Below are 17,941 nucleotides of genomic sequence, written 5' to 3'. Positions count from 1 at the left end.
ATGGCGCGATACGAGACGGTCCGCGACCTGTCGCTGGCCGCGCGTTCCCACGGTCGCCGCCGATGCGGGGCCGGATGACGAGAGGCGGATCGGATGGCCGATTGGCGGGTGCAGCGGAATGCCAGGGACGCGCGGATCGAGCGCGGCCGCGCCCATGCCGAGGGCAAAGTCGTGTCCGCTTCGGCGGTGGTCGACCTGCTGGAAGCGGTGCTGTTGCCGGGCGACCGGGTCTGCCTCGAAGGCGATAACCAGAAACAGGCGGATTGCCTCGCGAGGGGCTTGAGCGCCTGCGACCCGGCGCGGGTCCACGACCTGCACATGGTTCAGTCCGGGATCGTGCTGCCCGAGCATCTCGATATTTTCGAGCAGGGCATCGCCCGGCGCCTGGACTATTCCTATTCCGGGCCGCAGGGCGCTCGCATCGCCCGGATGCTCTATGGCGGGCAGATCGCGCTCGGCGCGGTGCACACCTATCTCGAACTCTTCGCGCGCTACTTCATCGATCTCACACCCAACGTCGCCCTCATCGCGGGCGTCTCGGCGGATCGTGACGGCAACCTCTATACCGGCCCCAACACCGAGGACACGCCGACGGTGGTGGAGGCGACCGCCTTCAAGAACGGCGTCGTGATCGCGCAGGTGAACGCAATCGTCGACCGGGTCCCCCGTGTCGACATCCCCGGCGACCGGGTGGATTTCGTAGTCGAGGCCGACAGGCCGTTCTACGTGGAGCCGCTCTTCACCCGCGATCCGGCGGCGGTCACCGAGACGCAGATCCTGATGGCCATGATGGCGATCAAGGGGATCTACGCCGAATACGGCATCCGCCGCCTCAACCACGGCATCGGCTTCGGCACCGCCGCCATCGAATTGCTGCTGCCGACCTTCGCCGAGCGGCTCGGTCTCAAGGGCAAGATCGCCACCCACTGGGCACTCAACCCGCATCCGAGCCTGATCCCGGCCATCGAATCGGGCTGGGTCGAGCAGATTCACTGTTTCGGCTCGGAAGTCGGGATGGACCGCTACATCCGCGAGCGGCCGGACGTGTTCTTCACCGGCTCCGACGGAAGCCTGCGCTCCAACCGCGCCTTCTGCCAGACGGCGGGGCTCTATGCCTGCGATCTCTTCATCGGTTCGACCCTGCAGATCGATCTCCAGGGTAATTCCTCCACCGTCACCACCAACCGGGTGGCGGGGTTCGGCGGCGCGCCGAACATGGGCTCCGATCCCCATGGCAGGCGCCACCCCTCGGACCCCTGGATGAAGGCCGGCGAGGAGGCCGGCGGCACCGGCGATCCGGCGCTACGCCGGGGCCGCAAGCTCGTGGTGCAGCTGGTCGAGACCTTCGGCGACAAGCTGGTCCCCGCCTTCGTGGAGCGGCTCGACGCCCTCGAACTGGCGCGCAAGCTCGATCTCGAACTCGCCCCCGTCATGGTCTACGCCGACGACGTGACCCACATCGTCACGGAAGAGGGTATCGCCAACCTGCTCCTATGCCGGACGCTCGACGAGCGCGAGCAGGCGATCCGCGGGGTCGCCGGCTACACCGATGTCGGGCGCGGGCGCGACCAAGCCATGGTCGAGGCGCTGCGGGCGCGCGGCATCATTCGCCGGCCGGAGGATCTCGGCATCGATCCCCTGGATGCCGACCGCTCGCTCCTGGCGGCGCGGTCGATCAAGGATCTCGTGCACTGGTCGGGCGGCCTCTACGAGCCGCCGGCCAAGTTCCGGAACTGGTGAGGGAGCGCCCCCATGGAAAAGCTGACCTTCCGGCATCGGACGGCAAAGCCCCTGCCCGGCACCAAGGCCCAGGCGATCACCGGCGTGGTCGCCTCCGGCAATCTCGAAGTGCTGATGGAGCGGAGCCTCGCACCCGACGAATGCACCGTCGACATCGATACCGCGATCAACGGATACGGATCGGTCTGGGAGGCGGTGGTCTCCGATTTCGTGGCGCGCCGGCAGCCCGGCGGCCTGCGAATCACCATCAACGATGGCGGGGCACGGCCCGACACCGTGACCCTGCGCCTGCTCCAGGGTGCCCGGCTGATGGAGGCCGTGTGATGGCGATGAGCCCCGTCTCCCTCTCCGCCGATCCCCTCGACCAGAGCTGGTACGAGGCCAGCGCCCGCGCCCGCCTCGACGCCCTCGTCGATCCCGGTTCGTTCGAGGAATTCCTCGGCCCCGAACAGCGGGTGATGAGTCCGCACCTGCCCGCTTTCGACCTGCCGCGCGCCTTCGACGACGGCATCGTGGTGGGACGCGGGCGCCTCGACGGTTCGCTCGTCCTCCTGGCCGCGCAGGAGGGCCGGTTCATGGGCGGGGCCTTCGGCGAGGTCCATGGCGCGAAGCTCGTCGGCCTGATGCGGGCCGCGCTCGCGGTGAAGCCGGCGGCGGTGCTGATCCTGTTCGATACCGGCGGCGTCCGGCTACAGGAGGCCAATGCCGGCGAGACCGCCATCGCCGAGATCATGCGCGCCCTCGCCGATCTGCGCCGGGCCGGCGTGCCGGTGATCGGGCTGATCGGCGGGCGCGCCGGCTGCTACGGCGGCGGCGGCCTCATCGCCGGCACCTGCTCGCGCCTCGTGGTCTCGGAGGGCGGACGCATCAGCGTCTCCGGCCCGGAGGTGATCGAGACCAACAGGGGAGCCGAGGAGTTCGATTCCCGCGACCGGGCGCTGGTCTGGCGCACCATGGGCGGAAAGCACCGCCGCCTCATCGGCGGAGCGGACGCTTTCGCGGACGATACGATTCGCGCGTTTCGCGATGCGGCCCGCGAACAGATCGGCAAGGCGCCGGCCTTCGATCTCGCCACCCTGGAGGCCGAACAGGCCCGCCTCGAAGCCCGCCTCGACCGGTTCGGCGATGCCCGCGACGCCACCGAGATCTGGAGCCGCCTCGGGGTGAACGATCCCGCCGCCGTGCCGGGCCTGGACACGGACCGGTTCGACGCCCTTCTCGCCCGACTGCCGGAGGCGCCCCATGACGCTCGCTGAAATCCTGGCCTCGCTGTTTCCCGAGGGGCACTGCGTCGAGGTCGAGGACGGCCTCATCGGCGGCGAAGGGCCTTTCGGGGCGGGCCGTCTCGCGGTGGTCGGGATCGACGGCAACACCCCGCTCGGGATCGAGGGTGCCTGCATCCTCGCCGGGCGCGTCCTCGACGTGGTGCGCCGGGGCGGCGGGACGCCGATCCTCGTCGCCGTGGATTCCGACAGCCAGCGCATGAGTCGCCGTGACGAGCTGCTCGGCCTCAACGAATATCTCGCCCATCTCGCCAAGGCGCTGCTCCTCGCCGATGCCAGCGGCCACCCCACGATCGGCCTCGTCTACGGGCACACGGCGGCCGGTGCCTTCATCGCCACCGCCCTGGCGACACGGGTGCTCGCCGCCCTGCCCGGCGCCCATCCGAGCGTGATGGATCTGCCCTCCGTGGCGCGGGTCACGAAGCTCCCCCTCGAACGGCTGGAAGAGATGGCGACATCCACCTCCGTCTTCGCGCCCGGCCTCGACAACATGGTGAAGGCCGGGGCGGTCCATGCCGTGCTCGACCCCACGGCACCGCTCGGTCCCCAGATCGAAGCCCTCATCGCCGGGAGTTCCACAACGGATGGCCGCGACGTCCTCGGCCAGGAGCGCGGCGGGCGGCTCATGGCGCAGGACATCGCCAGGCGGGTTGTGCGGGCGGCGACGGGCGACGTGGCACGCCGTGACTGAGGACGAGGCGTCGGGTCTGGCCCGCCACGACCTCCTGCGCGTCGACCCGGCATCCTGGGAGCGCCTCGTCGCCGGCCGCCAGGATCTCGATGGCGTTCCCCATCTCGCCGAATGGGCCCGTCGCGGCTGGCCGGTCATCACCCGACGCCGCGATCCTGGCGAGCCTGCGGACCACATCCCCGCCGGCCTGCCGCTGCCGCCTTCCGCCGGCAAGCGCCGGATCGGCCTCGCCTTGCCGATTGCCGCCGCGAGCCGGCTTGCACCGGTCACCCTGGAGAGCGCGCGGGAGACCGCACCGCCGGCCTGGAGATCAGTCATCGACGATCTGGCCAACCTCGCCCGTGGATACGGCCTCGTGCCGACCGTGTTCGGAAGCCTGTCGTGGCAGGTGCTGACCGGTCTTCCCTATCTCGGGTCGGGCTCCGATCTCGACCTACTCTGGCCGGTCTCTGGCCGGGTCGATCCTCGCTTTCTGCAGGGCCTCGCACGGATCGAGGCGGGCGCGCCGATGCGTCTCGATGGCGAGATCGTCCTGCCCGACCGGGCCGGCATCAACTGGCGCGAACTGCTCGATGCTCCCATCGGCGGAACCGTCCTGTGCAAGGGGCGGGAGAGCCTGGCCCTGCGCCCCGCCGCGTCGTTCCTCCGGGAGGCGGCGTCATGATCGCCCGCGCCCGCTCTCCGGTCAGGGGCGCCCGGATTCCGCTCAGCCCCGGCGACATCGCGGAATGCGCGGTCGAGTCCCTGCGCCTCGAAGTCGAGACCTATCCGAAGCCCGGCCTCGTCAGCCATGTGGATCGCGGCAGCCATGCCGACATGGATGCCGGCACCTTTCGCGCCAGTGCCACGGCCCTCCTGCCCTACTTCGCCGAGTTGGCGGATGCCGGAGCCGTAGGGGCCGGCATGCCCACCCTGCGCCGGATCGGCATCGAGGCCGAAACCGCCATGCGGGAGGCGACGGGCGGGGTGAATACCCATCGCGGCGCCATCTTCGGCCTCGGCCTGCTTACCGCTGCCGCGGGCGCCCTCGCCCACACGGCCTGCCGCTTGCCGCCGGGAGCGCTCGGGCGCCACGTGAGCGAGCATTTCGGCGAGGCGATCCTGGCCGGACCCGTCCTGCTCCATGCGCCGGGAGCGGCGGCGCGGCGGCGCTACGGAATCGGCGGCGCGCCCGCCGAAGCTGCGGCCGGATTTCCGACCCTCTACACGGTTGGGCTGCCCGCCCTGCGCCGGGCGCGGCATCTCCGCCCGGGCGACGAGGAGGCGGCTCGCGTCGAGACCTGCTTCGCCCTGATCGCCCATCTCGAGGATACCAACCTGCTCCATCGCGGCGGCGAGGCGGGCTATGCCTTCGCCCGCGCCACGGCCACCGCCTTCCTCGCCGGGGGAGGCGTCGCGCGGGACGATTGGCGGGCACAAGCGGAGGCCGTCCACCGGGCCTTCGTCGCCCGAAACCTAAGCCCCGGCGGCAGCGCCGACCTCCTCGCCATGACCCTGTTCGTCGATGGACTGGAGGCGGCATGAGTCTCGCGGTCCTGCTCTCGGGCCAGGGTGGGCAGAATCCCGCCATGTTCGATCTCGTGGACGATCATCCCGCCGCTCAGGACATCTTCGCGGCGGCGACGCCCCTCCTCGGCGCCGACCCGCGCGACTTCGCCCGGACGGGCGGCCCGGCCCTGCACGGGAACCGCACCGGTCAGATCCTGTGCTGCGTCGCCGGCCTCACCGCATGGAGCGTCCTACGGGAGAGGTATCCCGGTCGTGTGGTCCTCGCCGGCTACAGCATCGGTGATCTCGCCGCTTGGGGCTGCGCGGGGCGGTTCTCCCCCGCCTCGATCCTGCATCTGGCCGCCGCGCGAGCCGAGGCGATGGATGAGGCCAGCGGGCCGGGCTACGGGCTCGCGGGCCTTCGCGGCCTGTCGCGCGCGCGGGTCACGGCCCTGGTCGAGGAGCACGGCTGCCATCTCGCCATCCTCAACGCCGCCGACAGCGTGGTCGCCGGCGGGGCGGTGGCCGATCTCGAATCGCTCTGTGCTCGGGCGCTCGCCTCGGGGGCGGCGCGGGCCGTGGTTCTGCCGGTCCATACACCCTCGCACACGCCGCTCCTGGCGGCGGCCAGCGCGCGGTTTCGCGCGGAGCTGGCGCGGGCCGAGATCCTGCCGCCGTCTCGCCTCGGCCCGTCGCCGCCGCCTCGCCTCCTCAGCGGTCTCGATGGTGCCCCGGTCTTCGACGCCGCCAAAGGGCTCGACAAACTGGCCGAAGCGATCTCGCAGACCATCGATTGGGCGGCCTGTCTCGATGGCATCCGCGAGGCCGGGGCGCGGGCCGTGCTCGAACTCGGCCCCGGCCATGCCCTGGCGACCATGGCGCGGGACGCCGTGCCGGACGCGGCCGTCCATGCCGTCGCCAATTTCCGCTCCCTGTCCGGGCTCATGGACTGGCTCGCGGCGAATGCCGGCACGGGCTGACCCGCCCGGCTCTCTTCTGCATCGTTGCGCCATCATCCGTATGAACCCCAAGCCCTGCCGCTGCGTTGACGGTGGTCGGGGAGGCTTGACCATGTCGAGATGGATCTACGGGGCCGGTATCCTGGGTGCCGCGCTCGCATCGGCGGGCCCCTGTGCCGCTCAGAACATGGCGCTCACACCGCCCGCGCCGCCGGCGAATGCCAGCTCAAGTGAGCCCGTCCGACGTCCCGAGCCTCCTGCGCGACCGCAACTCCATGCTTTCAGCGGCGAGCTTCCGAACCAGAGGACCGGTCCGATGCGCAGCCGTGTGGTCCGCGACATCTGCATCGGCTGCGGCCGCTGAATCGGCGGGTCGGGCGAGGGCCGGACATCATCCAGAAACAGAGCGGCGCGAAACGGATCCGCTGCGCTCCGACTGCCCCCAAGCGAGGCGTGGCGGATGGACGGAGCGGTGCGCCGATGGTGCGCCGCTCCGTCCGTCTTCATGACCGCGCGGACGGGTCGCGCGACGAGACGGGATGTCCCGAGTTTTCCGCCGGTGGTCTATGGATGTCCGAGTGACATCCACCGGAGATGCGTTTGGCTAGCCGCTATGGGCTCGAGATCCGGGCTGCGACCGCTGCCGACGCGGCTGGCCTTGCCGCCCTGTTCCAGGCATCGGGACAGTCCATTGCCGCGAGCGATCTGGCCGAGCGGCTGGATTCCCTGCGCCTCGGGAGCGGGACCGCCCTCATCGCCGTCGAATGGGGGCCGCCGAGCGGTCTCGTCGTCCTGCACTGGTATCGCTCGCTGACGGCGGCTCAGCCCGTCGCCCAGATCACTGACCTCCTGGTCGGACCGGACGAGCGCCGCCGCGGGATCGGCCGTCTCCTGCTGAAGGCCGCGTCGCAGGCCGCCCGGATGGCGGGATGCGCGACCCTCGAACTCACCGCCTCGCCCGATGAGGAAAGCCTGCGGGCATTCTGCGCCAGGACGGGGTTCGAGCCGGCCGGGTCGCTTTTCACCCGACCGCTGCGCAAGAAGAGCTGATGCCGGTTACTCCGGGAACCGTGGAATTCACCGCGTCGTTGCTTCCAGTGATCACTTTGACCCGATCAAGGAGACCGGCATGACTCGGACTCTCATTCGCGCGGCGCTCGCCTCGGCATTGATCCTCGGCCTCACCGATGCCGCCCTGGCGCGCGGCGGCACCGGCGGTGGTGGCGATGGGCTCTCGCCTTATTCGGCATTGAGCGGCAACGACCGCTCGGCTGGCGTGAACAACGGCAATTACCGCGATCCCCGGCTCGATCCCTATCTGCAGACCTACGGCCGGCGCTACGTCGCCCCCCGTCCCTATGGCGGCGCGGGCGAATACGGCTATCGCCCGTCGCGCCGGGGCTATGACGGATACGGGTACTGACGGGGCGACGCAGCCCCGCTCTCAGGCCGGAGCCTTATGGGCGGTGGCTTTGTCGTCGCCCGGCTCGATGACGATCGGCTCCACGGTCTCCGGCATGACCTGTGACCGGCATTCCGCCAGGATCGCGTCCGCTCCTTCCTTGCCGATCAGGCCGAGCGAAAGGGCATGCTCGGCCATGATCGTGGTGTCCCCGGCCAGCACCAGGCTGCTGCCGGCCTCGAGGATCGCCTGCGACAGGCGCTCGATCTGCTCGGCCCGGGACGGATCGCGCGAGACGTTGCGGATGTAGACGGCGAGCACGCGACCGGGATTCTCCGAGACGATCTTGGCATAGACTTCCGGGTCGTGCTGGCCACTATCGCCGATGAGGACGAAGGGCAGGTCGCCGTAGAGCGCCAGCATGTGGCGGATCAGGTCGCGCTTGTGGTCCTCGGCGCGGCGCGGCAGCGGATGGCGCCAGGACAGGCCCCATTCCCGCAGGAACAGCACCGGCCCCGCCGGAATCCCGTGTTGGCGGAAGAACTCGCTCAGCATGTCGTAGATGCCCCAGGGGGCGCGAGAGACGTAGAGCATCGGGTTCGACTGGTCGCCGGTGGCGCCCGCATGCAGCGCCCGGCTCAGGGACGCCGCACCCGGGAAGGCGACGCGGTCCTCCGCATCGGCCACGAACAGCCGCCACAGCATCTTCAGCTTGTTGGCCACGCCCGTATGCATGATCGTGTCGTCGATATCGCTGATGACGACGAAGCGGCACTTCTCCGGCGGAATGAACACCCGCCCCTGCGCCCGCACCGGCGGATCGGCTGCGAGTTCGAGATCCACGACGTGCCAATAGTCCTCGACGGTGGGCACGTTCGGGGGTTTGAGGCTTACCCGGAAATAGCCGTCGCGGTCGGTCACGGCGGTCGTCTCGGCTCCGCCGAAACGCGCGACGACGGACGCATCGGCGACCTTGCGCCTGCGGATGCGCCGGGCGATGTCACGCAGGTCGGCGGCGATATCGTCGGCCTTGAGGTCCGGGTCGCGGCGCGCCTGCCGGAAGACCCGGCCGATCAGGAAGATCTCTCGGGTCGAGCCGTAGCCCCGATAGGCCTCGATCACTGTCCCGCCCGTCCCCTGCGCCCGGCGTACCGGGCGGGCGACGAGGGCCAGCAGGCGACCGCCCGCCTTGCGCCAGCGCGGCGTCGCCCGTTCGGGGGTCGGAGGAGGTGAGGTCATGAGTCGGCCTGACGCGATACGATCGTGATCGCGGTCAAGCCGTCGTCAGGGCCGAAGGTTGCGCGGGACGGGCCGGATCGAGGGGCGTCACAGCCGCTCGATCTCCGCCAGCAACGTGTCGGAGAGGGTGATCCCCTCCTCGGCGGCGCGGGCGCGGGCGGCGAAGCGGCGGGTTCCGGGCAGCCGTGCGCCGTCCTGTTCCGCCACCGAGCGGGCCATCACGGCGAAGCGTTCCAGCGCGTTGCCGGCAAAGGCCGTGGCATCGATGGCGAGGATGAGCTGGCCGGTGGCGGGAGGCTCGCCCTCGGCATCGAGGAAGGACGTGGCTTCCCTGGCGAACCGCGCTCCGGTGAGGCCGGCGGCGAGCAGTTCCACCATCAGGGCGAGGGCCGTGCCCTTGGCGTCGCCCAACGGCACCATGGTGCCGGCGAGCGCCGCGACGGGGTCCGTGGTCGGGTTGCCCGCGGCATCGAGGGCCCAGCCCTCGGGGATCGTCTCGCCGCGCTGCTTGGCGGTGATGATGTTGCCCCGCGCCACCTTCGACAGGGAGAGATCGACGATGATCGGCTCTGCCCCCGGCAACGGGCAGGCGAAGGCGATCGGGTTGGTGCCGAAGACCGGCCGGGTTCCGCCCCAGGGCGCCATGGAGGCGGGGGCGTTGGCGAACAGGATGGCGACGAGGCCCTGCTCGGCCAGGGCCTCCACCGGCCGGCCCGCGGCCCCGCAATGATGCGAGCGTCGGATGGCGGCGGCGGCGATCCCCTGTTCGCGGGCAATCTCGGGCAGGAGCGCGATGGCTGTATCGAGGGCCGGATAGGCGAAGCCGTGGGCGGCATCGATGGCGAGCAGTCCCGGCTTCGGCCGCGCGGTGGTGACGACGGCATCGCCGACGACTTTGCCCGCCCGCACCTGTTCGCCATAGGCGAGGAGCCGCATGAGACCGTGGGTTTTCAGCCCGTCGGCCTCCGCGCCCACCAGGGCCCTGGCGACGCTCTCCGCCTGGATGGGCGCGGTTCCGCAGCGGACCAGGGTGTCCGTGGCGAGGCGATGGGCGGCGTCGAGGCGAAGGATCGGCATGGCGTGGCCTTAAGCCAGCTCTCCGTCACCTGTCGAGAGCGAAGTCCCCTCGCCGCGGGGCATGGCCAAGCCGTAATGGTTTGGATGGCGCAAGGACCATCGGACAAAGACGAGCGATCGCACGTACAAGCTGAGCCGTGGCTCTCGGCTCGCGGGAATCTTGTATTTATCCTCGATCAACGGCGAATGATTATTTTGTGAACCATGCTTGGCGTGGGACGTTGTTGAGCCAAGTCCGTACGACATGAGGAAATATACTATGCAGATCAAGACATTCGCAGTCGCGGCCGCCCTTACTGTTTCTCTGAGCGGCGCAGCCTTCGCCCAGACTGCTGCTGGTGGTGCCAGCGCCGAGGGCAACATGAACAACCCCGGCAGCGTGAAGAGCAACAGCGAGAAGGGCATGGAGCGCATGGGTGGTGGCGCCAGCACCACCGGTTCCACGGCCGCACCCGGCATGACGCGCGACGTGCCCTCCAATGCGACGCCGGGTGCGCCGGCCGGCTCGAATGGCGGTAACGCCGCCACCGGCAGCGGAGCTGCTCCCAGCGGCAAGTAAAGCCCGGGGGTAAGGTTTCGCGGCGTGGGCCTCCGAAACTGGATAGTCTGATTAGTGGAAGTCGCCCCGTCCGCCGAAAGGCAGGCGGGGCGATCTCATGTGGGGTGACCGGGAATGACCCGGGCGGCCAGTACATCCCTTCAAAAAATATGCGCGCGATTTATCGGTGATTAACCAACTTCGCGCTGAATGGGAGGCATCGAGGTTGATGGTTCCCTAAAACGACATGGCCGGTCGACGTGACCTTTGCGGGGCTCTTGCATGAGCTTGGTGAGGTCCTTCGAGGGGCGTGCGGGCAGGGTACGCGTATCCGAGTACAGCCCGCATGATCGACGACGCGTCCACCTATCGCCGCCGTCCCCGCCGTTCCCGGCCGCGCAGCCGTGTCCTTTTGAAGACGGCCGTCGTCGCGCTGTTCGTCGCGACGTTTCCCCGGCTGACCGGGTTGGACGCGCCTGTTCCCGCTGCGACGGCACCGCTCGCGAGCCGCCAGATTGTCCCCGGGGCACAGCCCGCCGCTGTCGCCCGCAGTTTCGCGTGGATGCTCGACCCCTCCCCCGCCCTGGGTGTCCGGACGCCGGACTGGCGCGCCTCGGAGCCGATGCAGGTGGCCGGGTTCGAGACGCCGAAGGCCTCCGCCGTCGAGATCGCGCCCGGGATCGCGCTTGCCGCCGCGGCGCCGGCCTCCGCGGCACGGCCGCTCCAGCAGACCGCTCGCCTCGTCCAGCCGATGCCCGCGCCGGTTCCGCGCCCCATCGACCTGAAGCCCCTTTCCCGCGAGCCGCGCCTCGCCACGCGCCGTCCGTCCTCGCGGAGTGTCGTCGCGGCCCGGCAGGATGTGGAAGCCGAGCGGTCGTTCTTCGAAACGGTGTTCGGCCGGCGTGATCCCGAGCGCAGCCCCGCTCCCGCCCTCGCCTATGCCTCCGCCGATACGGGTGCCATCGATCTGAGCCAGCGCCGGGCCCTGGACCGCGTGCCCGCGACGGCGGGCGGCGGGACCGCGATCTACGACATCAGCACCAGCACGGTGACCCTGCCGAGCGGGGAGCAGCTGGAAGCCCATTCGGGCCTCGGCCAGCACATGGACAACCCGCGTCTCGTCCATGTCCGCATGCGTGGGGCGACGCCGCCCGGCACCTACGATCTGACCGAGCGCGAGGCCCTGTTCCACGGGGTGCGCGCCATCCGCCTCAACCCCGTGGGCGGCAGCGCCGCCATCCACGGCCGCGACGGCATCCTCGCCCATACCTACATGCTCGGCCCGAGCGGCGCGTCCAATGGCTGCGTGGTGTTCAAGGATTACAACCGCTTCCTTCAGGCCTATCTCCGGGGCGACATCCGTCGCCTCGTGGTGGTGGCCGGCTATAAGGGCGATGCACCGGCCTCGCTCACGGCGAAGCTGTTCGGCCGCTGAAGCCTTCGCGGCTCCGGTCAGGCCGCCATCGCCCGGCAGGATTCGGCGCAGCGGCGGCATTCGGCGACACAGGTGTCCATGTCGCCGACCGCCTCGCAACTCGCCGCGCAGGCCTCGCAGATCTCGGCGCAGGCCCGACACGTCTGACGGTGCTCCGCGACCCCGAGGAGCATCATGTGCGCGGACGTCCGGCATAGTTCCGCGCAGGCCAGCATGAGGCGGACATGCTCCGGCTCGACATGCTTGCCGCCGGCCGGAAGGCAATGCTCCGACACCATGCCGAGGCAAGTCCGGTAGCAGGTCAGGCATTCGTCGATACAGGCCTTCATGTCGTGGGACGTCATCGAGAGCGTCCTCCGTTGAGGTCATGCAAGACAGTGCATCCGGCCGAGGTACCGTCGGGCGATCGTGCCACCGCTGTTCCTGGCCCAACCCGGATGATCGGAATGCCGATCCGACGTTGTCGATCCGGCGCGGCCTGGACATCAACGACGACAACGCATTCTCCGGCGCATGGGTTCTGGCTTTGAAGGCCGGATTTAGGGATAACTTATGTTCGTCGCTCGCGTTCGCCGATGTTAATAGCCTGATTTAACCGGCGGCGTTCGCTGAAGTGTAAGCTCAAGCTTGATTGTGCTTGAGATGACGCGCTCGGAACTCTGGAACTCACAGACTCGGGGAGTGTTTCCGATCGGAGCCCTCGCTTCGGGGTTCGACCCCGCTGCCCTGCTGCGCCACGCGCGTCCGGGGCTCGTCCTGACATTCCGGTTTCGAAAGAGCGCAATGAAAGCACTGTGTTGGCACGGCAAGGGTGACATCCGCTGCGATACGGTGCCCGATCCCCGGATCGAGGATTCGCGCGACGTCATCATCAAGGTGACGTCCTGCGCCATCTGCGGCTCGGACCTCCACCTGATGGACGGCCAGATGCCGACCATGGAAAGCGGCGACGTCCTCGGCCATGAATTCATGGGCGAGGTGGTCGAGGTCGGCCAGGGCTTCACCAAGTTCAAGAAGGGCGACCGCATCGTCGTGCCCTTCAACATCAATTGCGGCGAGTGCCGCCAGTGCAAGCTCGGCAACTGGTCGGTCTGTCAGCGCTCGAACCGCAACGCCGAGATGGCGGCCGCGCAGTTCGGCTACACCACCGCCGGCCTGTTCGGCTATTCGCACCTCACCGGAGGCTATGCCGGCGGCCAGGCGGAATATGTGCGCGTGCCCATGGCCGATGTGGGGCCGATGCTGGCACCGGAAGGCGTCGACGACGAGTCGCTGCTGTTCCTCACCGATATCCTGCCCACCGGATGGCAGGGTGCCGAGCATTGCGAGATCAAGGGCGGTGAGATCATCGCGATCTGGGGCGCCGGCCCGGTGGGGTTGTTCGCGATCCAATCCGCCAAGATCATGGGCGCGGAGCGCATCATCGCCATCGAGACGGTGCCGGAGCGGATCGAACTCGCCCGGAAATACGGCGCCACCGACATCATCGATTTCATGAAAGAGGATGTGTTCGAGCGGATCAAGGAGATCAGCAAGGGTGAGGGCGCCGACGGCGTGATCGACTGCGTCGGCATGGAGGCCACCGCCGGCCACGGCGTCGCGGGGATTATCAGCACCCTGCAGGAGAAACTGACCTCGACCGAGCGCCCCTACGTCCTCATGGAGGCGATCAAGGCCGTGCGCCCCTGCGGGATCGTCTCGATCCCCGGTGTCTATGGTGGCCCGCTTCCCATCAATATGGGCTCGATCGTGCAGAAGGGCCTGACCCTGAAGAGCGGCCAGACCCATGTGAAACGCTACCTGGAGACGCTGACGAAGCTGATCCAGGAGGGGAAGATCGACATGACTTCGATGATCACCCACCGTTCCACCAATCTCGCGGACGGCCCCGACCTCTACAAGACGTTCCGGGACAAGAAGGACGGGTGCGTGAAGGTGGTCTTCCACCCGAACTGACGGCATCGGCAGGGATATGGCCCGGAACGAGGCCATATCCCATCCTAGGCACGGGGCTTCATCGTTATCCCCGTGCCAGAGCGTCCTGAAACTCCGCCTCCGGCAAAAGCGCCCCGCCCGTGGTCCAGACCACATGCGTCGCCTGCGCAGGTGCGGCGGCATCGAGATAGGGCCGGATTGCGGCGAATCCGGCCGCCGCCGAGGGTTCGAGCCGCAGGCCCGGATCGGACCAGAGGCGTTTCACCCAGGCGAACAGCTCGGCATCGGCGACCGTGACCACCGCCTCGATGAGCGGGCCCACAGTGCCCGCCACCAGCATCGAGGCGCCCGCCACCGCCAGCCCATCGGCGGCGGTGCGATTGTCGAGGCCGATCTCGTAGACGTTCACTGGGCGCGACAGGCCGGCGGCGAGTTGCACCAGCATGCAGGGCGAGGCCACCGGCTCCACGAAAATGCAGCGGATGGCGTCGCCAAACAGCAGCTTCAGGCCGAGCGTGACGCCGCCGGGCGCGCCGCCGACGCCGCAGGGGAGATAGACGCAGAGCGGGTGGGCCGGATCAACCCTTATCCCGGCCTCGTCCAGCTGGCGGCGCAGGTCGAAGGCCGCTGCCGCATAGCCGAGGAACAGGTCGACGGAGCTCTCGTCATCGACGAAATGGGCGTCGGCCCGCCCCTCGAAGGCCGAACGTGCCGCCGCGACCGCGCTGCCGTAATCGCCCCGATGCTCGACCACCTGGGCGCCGATATCCCGCAGGCGCTGCTTCTTCCACGCCTTGGCGTCGTGGGACATGTGGACTTCGACCGCGAAGCCCAGCGCCCGCGCCATGACGCCGACGCTGAAGCCGAGATTGCCGGTGCTACCGACCGCGACCGTATGCGCGCCGAACGCGTCGCGGGCTTGCGGCTCCGCAAGCCGGGCATAGGAATCCCCCGGCCGTAGCAGGCCCCTCTCGAGCCCGAGCCGCTCGGCATAGACCAGCACCTCGTAGACGCCGCCTCGCGCCTTGATGCAGCCTGTGACGGGAAGGTCGTGATCGGCCTTCACCCAGACCGCGCCGCCCGTCGGACCCGTGATGGCCTGCGCGACAGGGTCGGAGAGGGGCAACAGGGGCGAGTCGATGCGCCCGGTGTCGAGATCGTCGAAGAGATGGCGCAAAAGCGGATCGAAGCGGCGCCAGCGTGCCTCCGCCGCCTCCACATCGGCCAGGGAGAAAGCCAGGCTCGGCAGGAATTCGGCGGCCGACTGGAGGCCGGGATTGAGCCAGGTGGTGGGCCGCGCCTCTCGCACACTCGCCGGGATGGCATCGAGGGCGCGGGCGGGCGACGTGTCGGCATTCATGCTCATGCGTTCCCTTTTCCTATGATCCCGATGGCCCCAGCGCCGTCGCGGCGCTCGATGGACTGGCGGGACCGCCTCGCGCAAGCCTCGCAATCAGAGAACCGCTCACCGTCAAAGGTGCGCATCGTCAGAGATCCATCGGCGCATTGTCCACCACCTCCTTCATGACGAAGAAGGTCCGCGTCTGCCGCACCCCCGGCAGCGCGATCAGGGTCTCGCTGTGCAGGCGGTTGAAATCCGCCATGTCGGAGACGCGGATCTTGAGGAAATAGTCGAAATCCCCGGCCACGAGATGGCAATCGAGCATGGTCGGCATCGCCTGGGCGGCTGCCTCGAACGCGGCGAAGCTCTCCGGCGTCGAGCGGTCGAGCACGACGCCGACGATGACGAGGGACCCCCGCCCGACCTTCTCCGGCGCGATCCGCGCATGGACGCCGCGGATGTAGCCCTCGTCGAACAGGCGCTGCGTGCGGCGGTGACAGGTGGCGGCGCTGGTATTCACCCGCTTGGCGATCTCGGCATTGTTCATGCGCCCATCGGCCTGGAGCAGGCGCAGGATCTTCAGATCGATCCGGTCGAGCGATGGCGACATGGAAGAACCTTCCGAATTTTCGGTAGAAACGATGGTTCGTACTAAGCTTGGCCGGGGAAAACCTGGAATTTCGTGGCACATCTCATCGTCATTCGAGAGCACCTTTCACGGGAGTTTTGCTAGCGTTTGGTTCTCACTGATGCGAGGACGTTGCCAAGCCATGCTGTCGAAATTCGAGCGCTATCCCCTCACCTTCGGCCCGAGCCCGATCGAGAAGCTGTCGCGTCTCACCGACCATCTCGGCGGCGATGTCGAGATCTACGCCAAGCGCGAGGATTGCAATTCCGGCCTGGCTTACGGCGGCAACAAGCTGCGCAAGCTCGAATACATCGTGCCCGACGCCATCGCGAGCGGAGCCGATACGCTGGTCTCCAACGGCGGCGTGCAATCCAACCACACCCGCATGGCGGCGGCGGTGGCCGCCAAGATTGGCATGAAGTGTCGGCTGATCCAGGAAGCCTGGGTGCCGCACGAGGATGCGGTCTATGACCGGGTCGGCAACATCCTGCTGTCGCGCATCATGGGCGCGGAGACGCAGCTCGTGGATGACGGGTTCGACATCGGCATCCGCGAGAGCTGGAAGGCGGCCCTGGAGGATGTGAAGGCCAAGGGCGGCAAGCCCTACGCCATCCCCGCCGGCGCCTCCGTGCACAAGTTCGGCGGCCTCGGCTATGTCGGCTTCGCCGAGGAGGTCCGCGCCCAGGAGGCCGAGATGGGCCTGCGCTTCGACTACATCGTGGTCTGCACCGTCACCGGCTCGACCCATGCCGGCATGGTGGTGGGCTTCGCCGCCGATGGACGTGCCCGCAACGTCATCGGCATCGACGCCTCCTGCACCCCGGCCCAGACCAAGGCGCAGGTGCTCGACATCGCGCAGAAGACGGCCGCCCTCATCGGCGCCCCCGAGATCACGGCCGACGACGTGGTCCTCAACGAGGATTACGCCTATCCGGTCTACGGCGTGCCCTCGAAGGAGACGGTCGAGGCGATCCGCCTCTCGGCGCGGCTCGAAGCCATGATCACCGACCCGGTCTACGAGGGGAAGTCGATGCAGGGGATGATCGATCTGACTCGGAAGGGGTTCTTCCCCAAGGGCTCGAAGGTGCTCTACGCCCATCTCGGCGGCGCGCCGGCCCTGAACGGCTACAGCTACACGTTCCGGAACGGCTGATCGGGACGGTTCATGCGCCGCCGGCCTCCGTCGGCGGCAGGGCGGCCACGAGTTGGCGCAGGAACGCCTGCGCCGCATGCGGCAGCTTGCGGTCCCGCATCAGCTGGACCTGAATGCCGCGCCGCAGGCTCGCCTGCGATTGAATCGGGATGCAGACCAGCTCCCCGAGCCGCACCGGCGTCTGCACCGAAAGCGGCGACATCAGCGCGATTCCCCTCGTCCTTCGGACGAAGGGAAGCAGCGCCGTGAGGATGTTGGAGGTCAGCGTCGGCTCGATGACGATGCCTTCCGCCCGGCAGGCCGCGTCGAAGACGAGGCGCGCCGTGGTGTCGAGGGGCGGCATCGCGATCGGATAGGCCTGGAGTTCGCCGATCCGGATCGATGCCCGGCCGGCGAGCGGATGGTCGGGGGCAGCCAGCGCGACCATCTCCACCACGGCCTCGTAGAACACCGTGACGAGGTTCGTCGGCGCCAGAGCGAAGGTGATGCCAATATCGGCGTCGCCCGCCGCCACGACCTGCGTGACCTGTGCCGGGGGGAGAACCTGGATTTCGAAGCGGATGCCGGGATAGCGGGCGTGAAACTCGGCGATGGCGTTCGGCAGCAGGTCGAGGGCGAATCCCTCCGCGGTGGCGACGCGGATGAAGCCCCGCGCCAGCCCGCGCAATTCCTGGATCTCGGCGGCGACCTGCTCGGCCCGCGCCAGGGTCTGCCGCGCATGCTGGGCCAGCAACTCGCCGGACGGGCTCAGGACCATGCCGCGCGGCCGGCGCTCGAACAGGACGCAATCGAGCTCCGCTTCGAGATTGGCGATCTGGCGGCTGATCGCGGATGCGGCGACGTTGAGTTGCGCCGACGCCGCCGCGATGGACCCGGTCCTGGCGACGGCGAGGAAGTAGCGCAGGCCCGACATCTGCATAGGCGTGTTCCATTGCCGAAACGGCACGGCAACCATCGATAAATTCTACTTGTTGCGATGTGGAATGCACAACACCATGGCACGAGGAAAAAAGCGGCAGTGCAGATCGGCT

19 protein-coding genes are annotated in these 17,941 nt (G+C 68.7%); 13 read left to right on the top strand and 6 right to left on the bottom strand.

From position 1 onward, the window contains the following. Window positions 1-93 precede the first annotated feature (93 nt). The 9 genes from mdcA to IPV08_RS11160 all read left to right on the top strand — a co-directional run bounded on the left by mdcA (window position 94) and on the right by IPV08_RS11160 (window position 7,584). Window positions 94-1,740, top strand: a complete 1,647-nt coding sequence (gene mdcA, locus IPV08_RS11200; protein ID WP_207411943.1) for a malonate decarboxylase subunit alpha — start codon at window positions 94-96, stop codon at window positions 1,738-1,740. A gap of 12 nt (window positions 1,741-1,752) precedes the next feature. Further along, complete coding sequence (gene mdcC, locus IPV08_RS11195; RefSeq protein ID WP_207411942.1) at window positions 1,753-2,064, top strand: malonate decarboxylase acyl carrier protein; 312 nt, start codon at window positions 1,753-1,755, stop codon at window positions 2,062-2,064. Next, window positions 2,064-2,996 carry a biotin-independent malonate decarboxylase subunit beta gene (locus IPV08_RS11190; protein ID WP_207411941.1) on the top strand — a complete coding sequence of 311 codons (933 nt, stop codon included), beginning with the start codon at window positions 2,064-2,066 and terminating at the stop codon, window positions 2,994-2,996. The genes mdcC and IPV08_RS11190 overlap by 1 nt, the downstream gene beginning before the upstream one ends. Further along, on the top strand, window positions 2,983-3,714 hold the full coding sequence (gene mdcE, locus IPV08_RS11185; protein WP_207411940.1) for a biotin-independent malonate decarboxylase subunit gamma: 732 nt from the start codon (window positions 2,983-2,985) through the stop codon (window positions 3,712-3,714). Before IPV08_RS11190 ends, mdcE begins: the two co-directional genes overlap by 14 nt. After that, entirely contained in the window at window positions 3,707-4,378 is a 672-nt protein-coding gene (gene mdcG, locus IPV08_RS11180; protein ID WP_348646108.1) for a malonate decarboxylase holo-[acyl-carrier-protein] synthase, read from the top strand. Before mdcE ends, mdcG begins: the two co-directional genes overlap by 8 nt. Continuing rightward, window positions 4,375-5,238 carry a triphosphoribosyl-dephospho-CoA synthase MdcB gene (mdcB, locus tag IPV08_RS11175; RefSeq protein ID WP_207411938.1) on the top strand — a complete coding sequence of 288 codons (864 nt, stop codon included), beginning with the start codon at window positions 4,375-4,377 and terminating at the stop codon, window positions 5,236-5,238. Before mdcG ends, mdcB begins: the two co-directional genes overlap by 4 nt. Further along, the gene (locus tag IPV08_RS11170) at window positions 5,235-6,182 is read left to right on the top strand and encodes a malonate decarboxylase subunit epsilon (RefSeq protein WP_207411937.1); all 948 of its coding nucleotides are present in this window, start codon (window positions 5,235-5,237) and stop codon (window positions 6,180-6,182) included. The genes mdcB and IPV08_RS11170 overlap by 4 nt, the downstream gene beginning before the upstream one ends. 579 nt (window positions 6,183-6,761) lie before the next feature. Continuing rightward, complete coding sequence (locus IPV08_RS11165; protein WP_207411936.1) at window positions 6,762-7,211, top strand: GNAT family N-acetyltransferase; 450 nt, start codon at window positions 6,762-6,764, stop codon at window positions 7,209-7,211. A 79-nt stretch (window positions 7,212-7,290) separates the two neighbouring features. Further along, window positions 7,291-7,584, top strand: a complete 294-nt coding sequence (locus IPV08_RS11160) for a hypothetical protein (protein ID WP_056427179.1) — start codon at window positions 7,291-7,293, stop codon at window positions 7,582-7,584. Between the two features lie 21 nt (window positions 7,585-7,605). Here the strand turns inward: IPV08_RS11160 and IPV08_RS11155 are convergent, their stop codons facing one another. After that, window positions 7,606-8,802, bottom strand: coding sequence for a phosphatase domain-containing protein (locus tag IPV08_RS11155; protein ID WP_207411935.1), 1,197 nt, complete (start codon window positions 8,800-8,802; stop codon window positions 7,606-7,608). Between the two features lie 87 nt (window positions 8,803-8,889). After that, window positions 8,890-9,879 (bottom strand): Ldh family oxidoreductase, encoded by a 990-nt coding sequence (locus tag IPV08_RS11150; RefSeq protein WP_207411934.1) that lies wholly within the window; start codon window positions 9,877-9,879, stop codon window positions 8,890-8,892. Between the two features lie 259 nt (window positions 9,880-10,138). On the opposite strand from IPV08_RS11150, the gene IPV08_RS11145 reads away from it, so the two are divergent. Both IPV08_RS11145 and IPV08_RS11140 read left to right on the top strand, forming a co-directional pair. Next, a complete protein-coding gene (locus tag IPV08_RS11145; protein WP_207411933.1) occupies window positions 10,139-10,438 on the top strand; it encodes a hypothetical protein in 300 nt (99 codons plus the stop codon). A gap of 325 nt (window positions 10,439-10,763) precedes the next feature. Beyond that, window positions 10,764-11,852 (top strand): DUF2778 domain-containing protein, encoded by a 1,089-nt coding sequence (locus IPV08_RS11140; RefSeq protein WP_207411932.1) that lies wholly within the window; start codon window positions 10,764-10,766, stop codon window positions 11,850-11,852. A gap of 17 nt (window positions 11,853-11,869) precedes the next feature. Here IPV08_RS11140 and IPV08_RS11135 read toward each other — a convergent pair whose 3' ends face one another. Continuing rightward, entirely contained in the window at window positions 11,870-12,196 is a 327-nt protein-coding gene (locus IPV08_RS11135) for a four-helix bundle copper-binding protein (protein WP_207411931.1), read from the bottom strand. A gap of 439 nt (window positions 12,197-12,635) precedes the next feature. Here IPV08_RS11135 and IPV08_RS11130 point away from each other — a divergent pair, with 439 nt between their 5' ends. Then, a complete protein-coding gene (locus IPV08_RS11130; RefSeq protein WP_207411930.1) occupies window positions 12,636-13,808 on the top strand; it encodes a zinc-dependent alcohol dehydrogenase in 1,173 nt (390 codons plus the stop codon). A 64-nt stretch (window positions 13,809-13,872) separates the two neighbouring features. On the opposite strand, the gene IPV08_RS11125 is transcribed toward IPV08_RS11130, so the two are convergent. Beyond that, on the bottom strand, window positions 13,873-15,153 hold the full coding sequence (locus IPV08_RS11125) for a D-serine ammonia-lyase (RefSeq protein ID WP_207411929.1): 1,281 nt from the start codon (window positions 15,151-15,153) through the stop codon (window positions 13,873-13,875). A 121-nt stretch (window positions 15,154-15,274) separates the two neighbouring features. After that, window positions 15,275-15,739 carry an Lrp/AsnC ligand binding domain-containing protein gene (locus IPV08_RS11120; RefSeq protein WP_056146793.1) on the bottom strand — a complete coding sequence of 155 codons (465 nt, stop codon included), beginning with the start codon at window positions 15,737-15,739 and terminating at the stop codon, window positions 15,275-15,277. Window positions 15,740-15,899: 160 nt separating this feature from the next. On the opposite strand from IPV08_RS11120, the gene IPV08_RS11115 reads away from it, so the two are divergent. Then, window positions 15,900-16,910 carry a 1-aminocyclopropane-1-carboxylate deaminase gene (locus IPV08_RS11115; protein ID WP_207411928.1) on the top strand — a complete coding sequence of 337 codons (1,011 nt, stop codon included), beginning with the start codon at window positions 15,900-15,902 and terminating at the stop codon, window positions 16,908-16,910. Between the two features lie 10 nt (window positions 16,911-16,920). Here the strand turns inward: IPV08_RS11115 and IPV08_RS11110 are convergent, their stop codons facing one another. After that, window positions 16,921-17,829 carry a LysR family transcriptional regulator gene (locus IPV08_RS11110; protein WP_207411927.1) on the bottom strand — a complete coding sequence of 303 codons (909 nt, stop codon included), beginning with the start codon at window positions 17,827-17,829 and terminating at the stop codon, window positions 16,921-16,923. Window positions 17,830-17,941 lie beyond the last annotated feature (112 nt).

Source organism: Methylobacterium sp. SD274 (assembly GCF_017355285.1).
Taxonomy (GTDB): domain Bacteria; phylum Pseudomonadota; class Alphaproteobacteria; order Rhizobiales; family Beijerinckiaceae; genus Methylobacterium.
The sequence above is the reverse complement of the archived record's forward strand: the minus strand, read 5'-3'. Positions and strand labels throughout refer to the sequence as shown.

What these genes read in the sequence shown, in the direction of transcription:
- IPV08_RS11150 (WP_207411934.1), bottom strand. Translation starts at nt 9,879, where the DNA reads ATGCCGATCCTTCGCCTCGACGCCGCCCATCGCCTCGCCACGGACACC.
- mdcC (WP_207411942.1), top strand. Translation starts at nt 1,753, where the DNA reads ATGGAAAAGCTGACCTTCCGGCATCGGACGGCAAAGCCCCTGCCCGGC.
- IPV08_RS11190 (WP_207411941.1), top strand. Translation starts at nt 2,064, where the DNA reads ATGGCGATGAGCCCCGTCTCCCTCTCCGCCGATCCCCTCGACCAGAGC.
- IPV08_RS11130 (WP_207411930.1), top strand. Translation starts at nt 12,636, where the DNA reads ATGAAAGCACTGTGTTGGCACGGCAAGGGTGACATCCGCTGCGATACG.
- IPV08_RS11140 (WP_207411932.1), top strand. Translation starts at nt 10,764, where the DNA reads ATGATCGACGACGCGTCCACCTATCGCCGCCGTCCCCGCCGTTCCCGG.
- IPV08_RS11120 (WP_056146793.1), bottom strand. Translation starts at nt 15,739, where the DNA reads ATGTCGCCATCGCTCGACCGGATCGATCTGAAGATCCTGCGCCTGCTC.
- IPV08_RS11135 (WP_207411931.1), bottom strand. Translation starts at nt 12,196, where the DNA reads ATGACGTCCCACGACATGAAGGCCTGTATCGACGAATGCCTGACCTGC.
- IPV08_RS11115 (WP_207411928.1), top strand. Translation starts at nt 15,900, where the DNA reads ATGCTGTCGAAATTCGAGCGCTATCCCCTCACCTTCGGCCCGAGCCCG.
- IPV08_RS11145 (WP_207411933.1), top strand. Translation starts at nt 10,139, where the DNA reads ATGCAGATCAAGACATTCGCAGTCGCGGCCGCCCTTACTGTTTCTCTG.
- IPV08_RS11160 (WP_056427179.1), top strand. Translation starts at nt 7,291, where the DNA reads ATGACTCGGACTCTCATTCGCGCGGCGCTCGCCTCGGCATTGATCCTC.
- IPV08_RS11125 (WP_207411929.1), bottom strand. Translation starts at nt 15,153, where the DNA reads ATGAGCATGAATGCCGACACGTCGCCCGCCCGCGCCCTCGATGCCATC.
- mdcB (WP_207411938.1), top strand. Translation starts at nt 4,375, where the DNA reads ATGATCGCCCGCGCCCGCTCTCCGGTCAGGGGCGCCCGGATTCCGCTC.
- IPV08_RS11170 (WP_207411937.1), top strand. Translation starts at nt 5,235, where the DNA reads ATGAGTCTCGCGGTCCTGCTCTCGGGCCAGGGTGGGCAGAATCCCGCC.
- IPV08_RS11110 (WP_207411927.1), bottom strand. Translation starts at nt 17,829, where the DNA reads ATGCAGATGTCGGGCCTGCGCTACTTCCTCGCCGTCGCCAGGACCGGG.
- mdcA (WP_207411943.1), top strand. Translation starts at nt 94, where the DNA reads ATGGCCGATTGGCGGGTGCAGCGGAATGCCAGGGACGCGCGGATCGAG.
- IPV08_RS11155 (WP_207411935.1), bottom strand. Translation starts at nt 8,802, where the DNA reads ATGACCTCACCTCCTCCGACCCCCGAACGGGCGACGCCGCGCTGGCGC.
- mdcE (WP_207411940.1), top strand. Translation starts at nt 2,983, where the DNA reads ATGACGCTCGCTGAAATCCTGGCCTCGCTGTTTCCCGAGGGGCACTGC.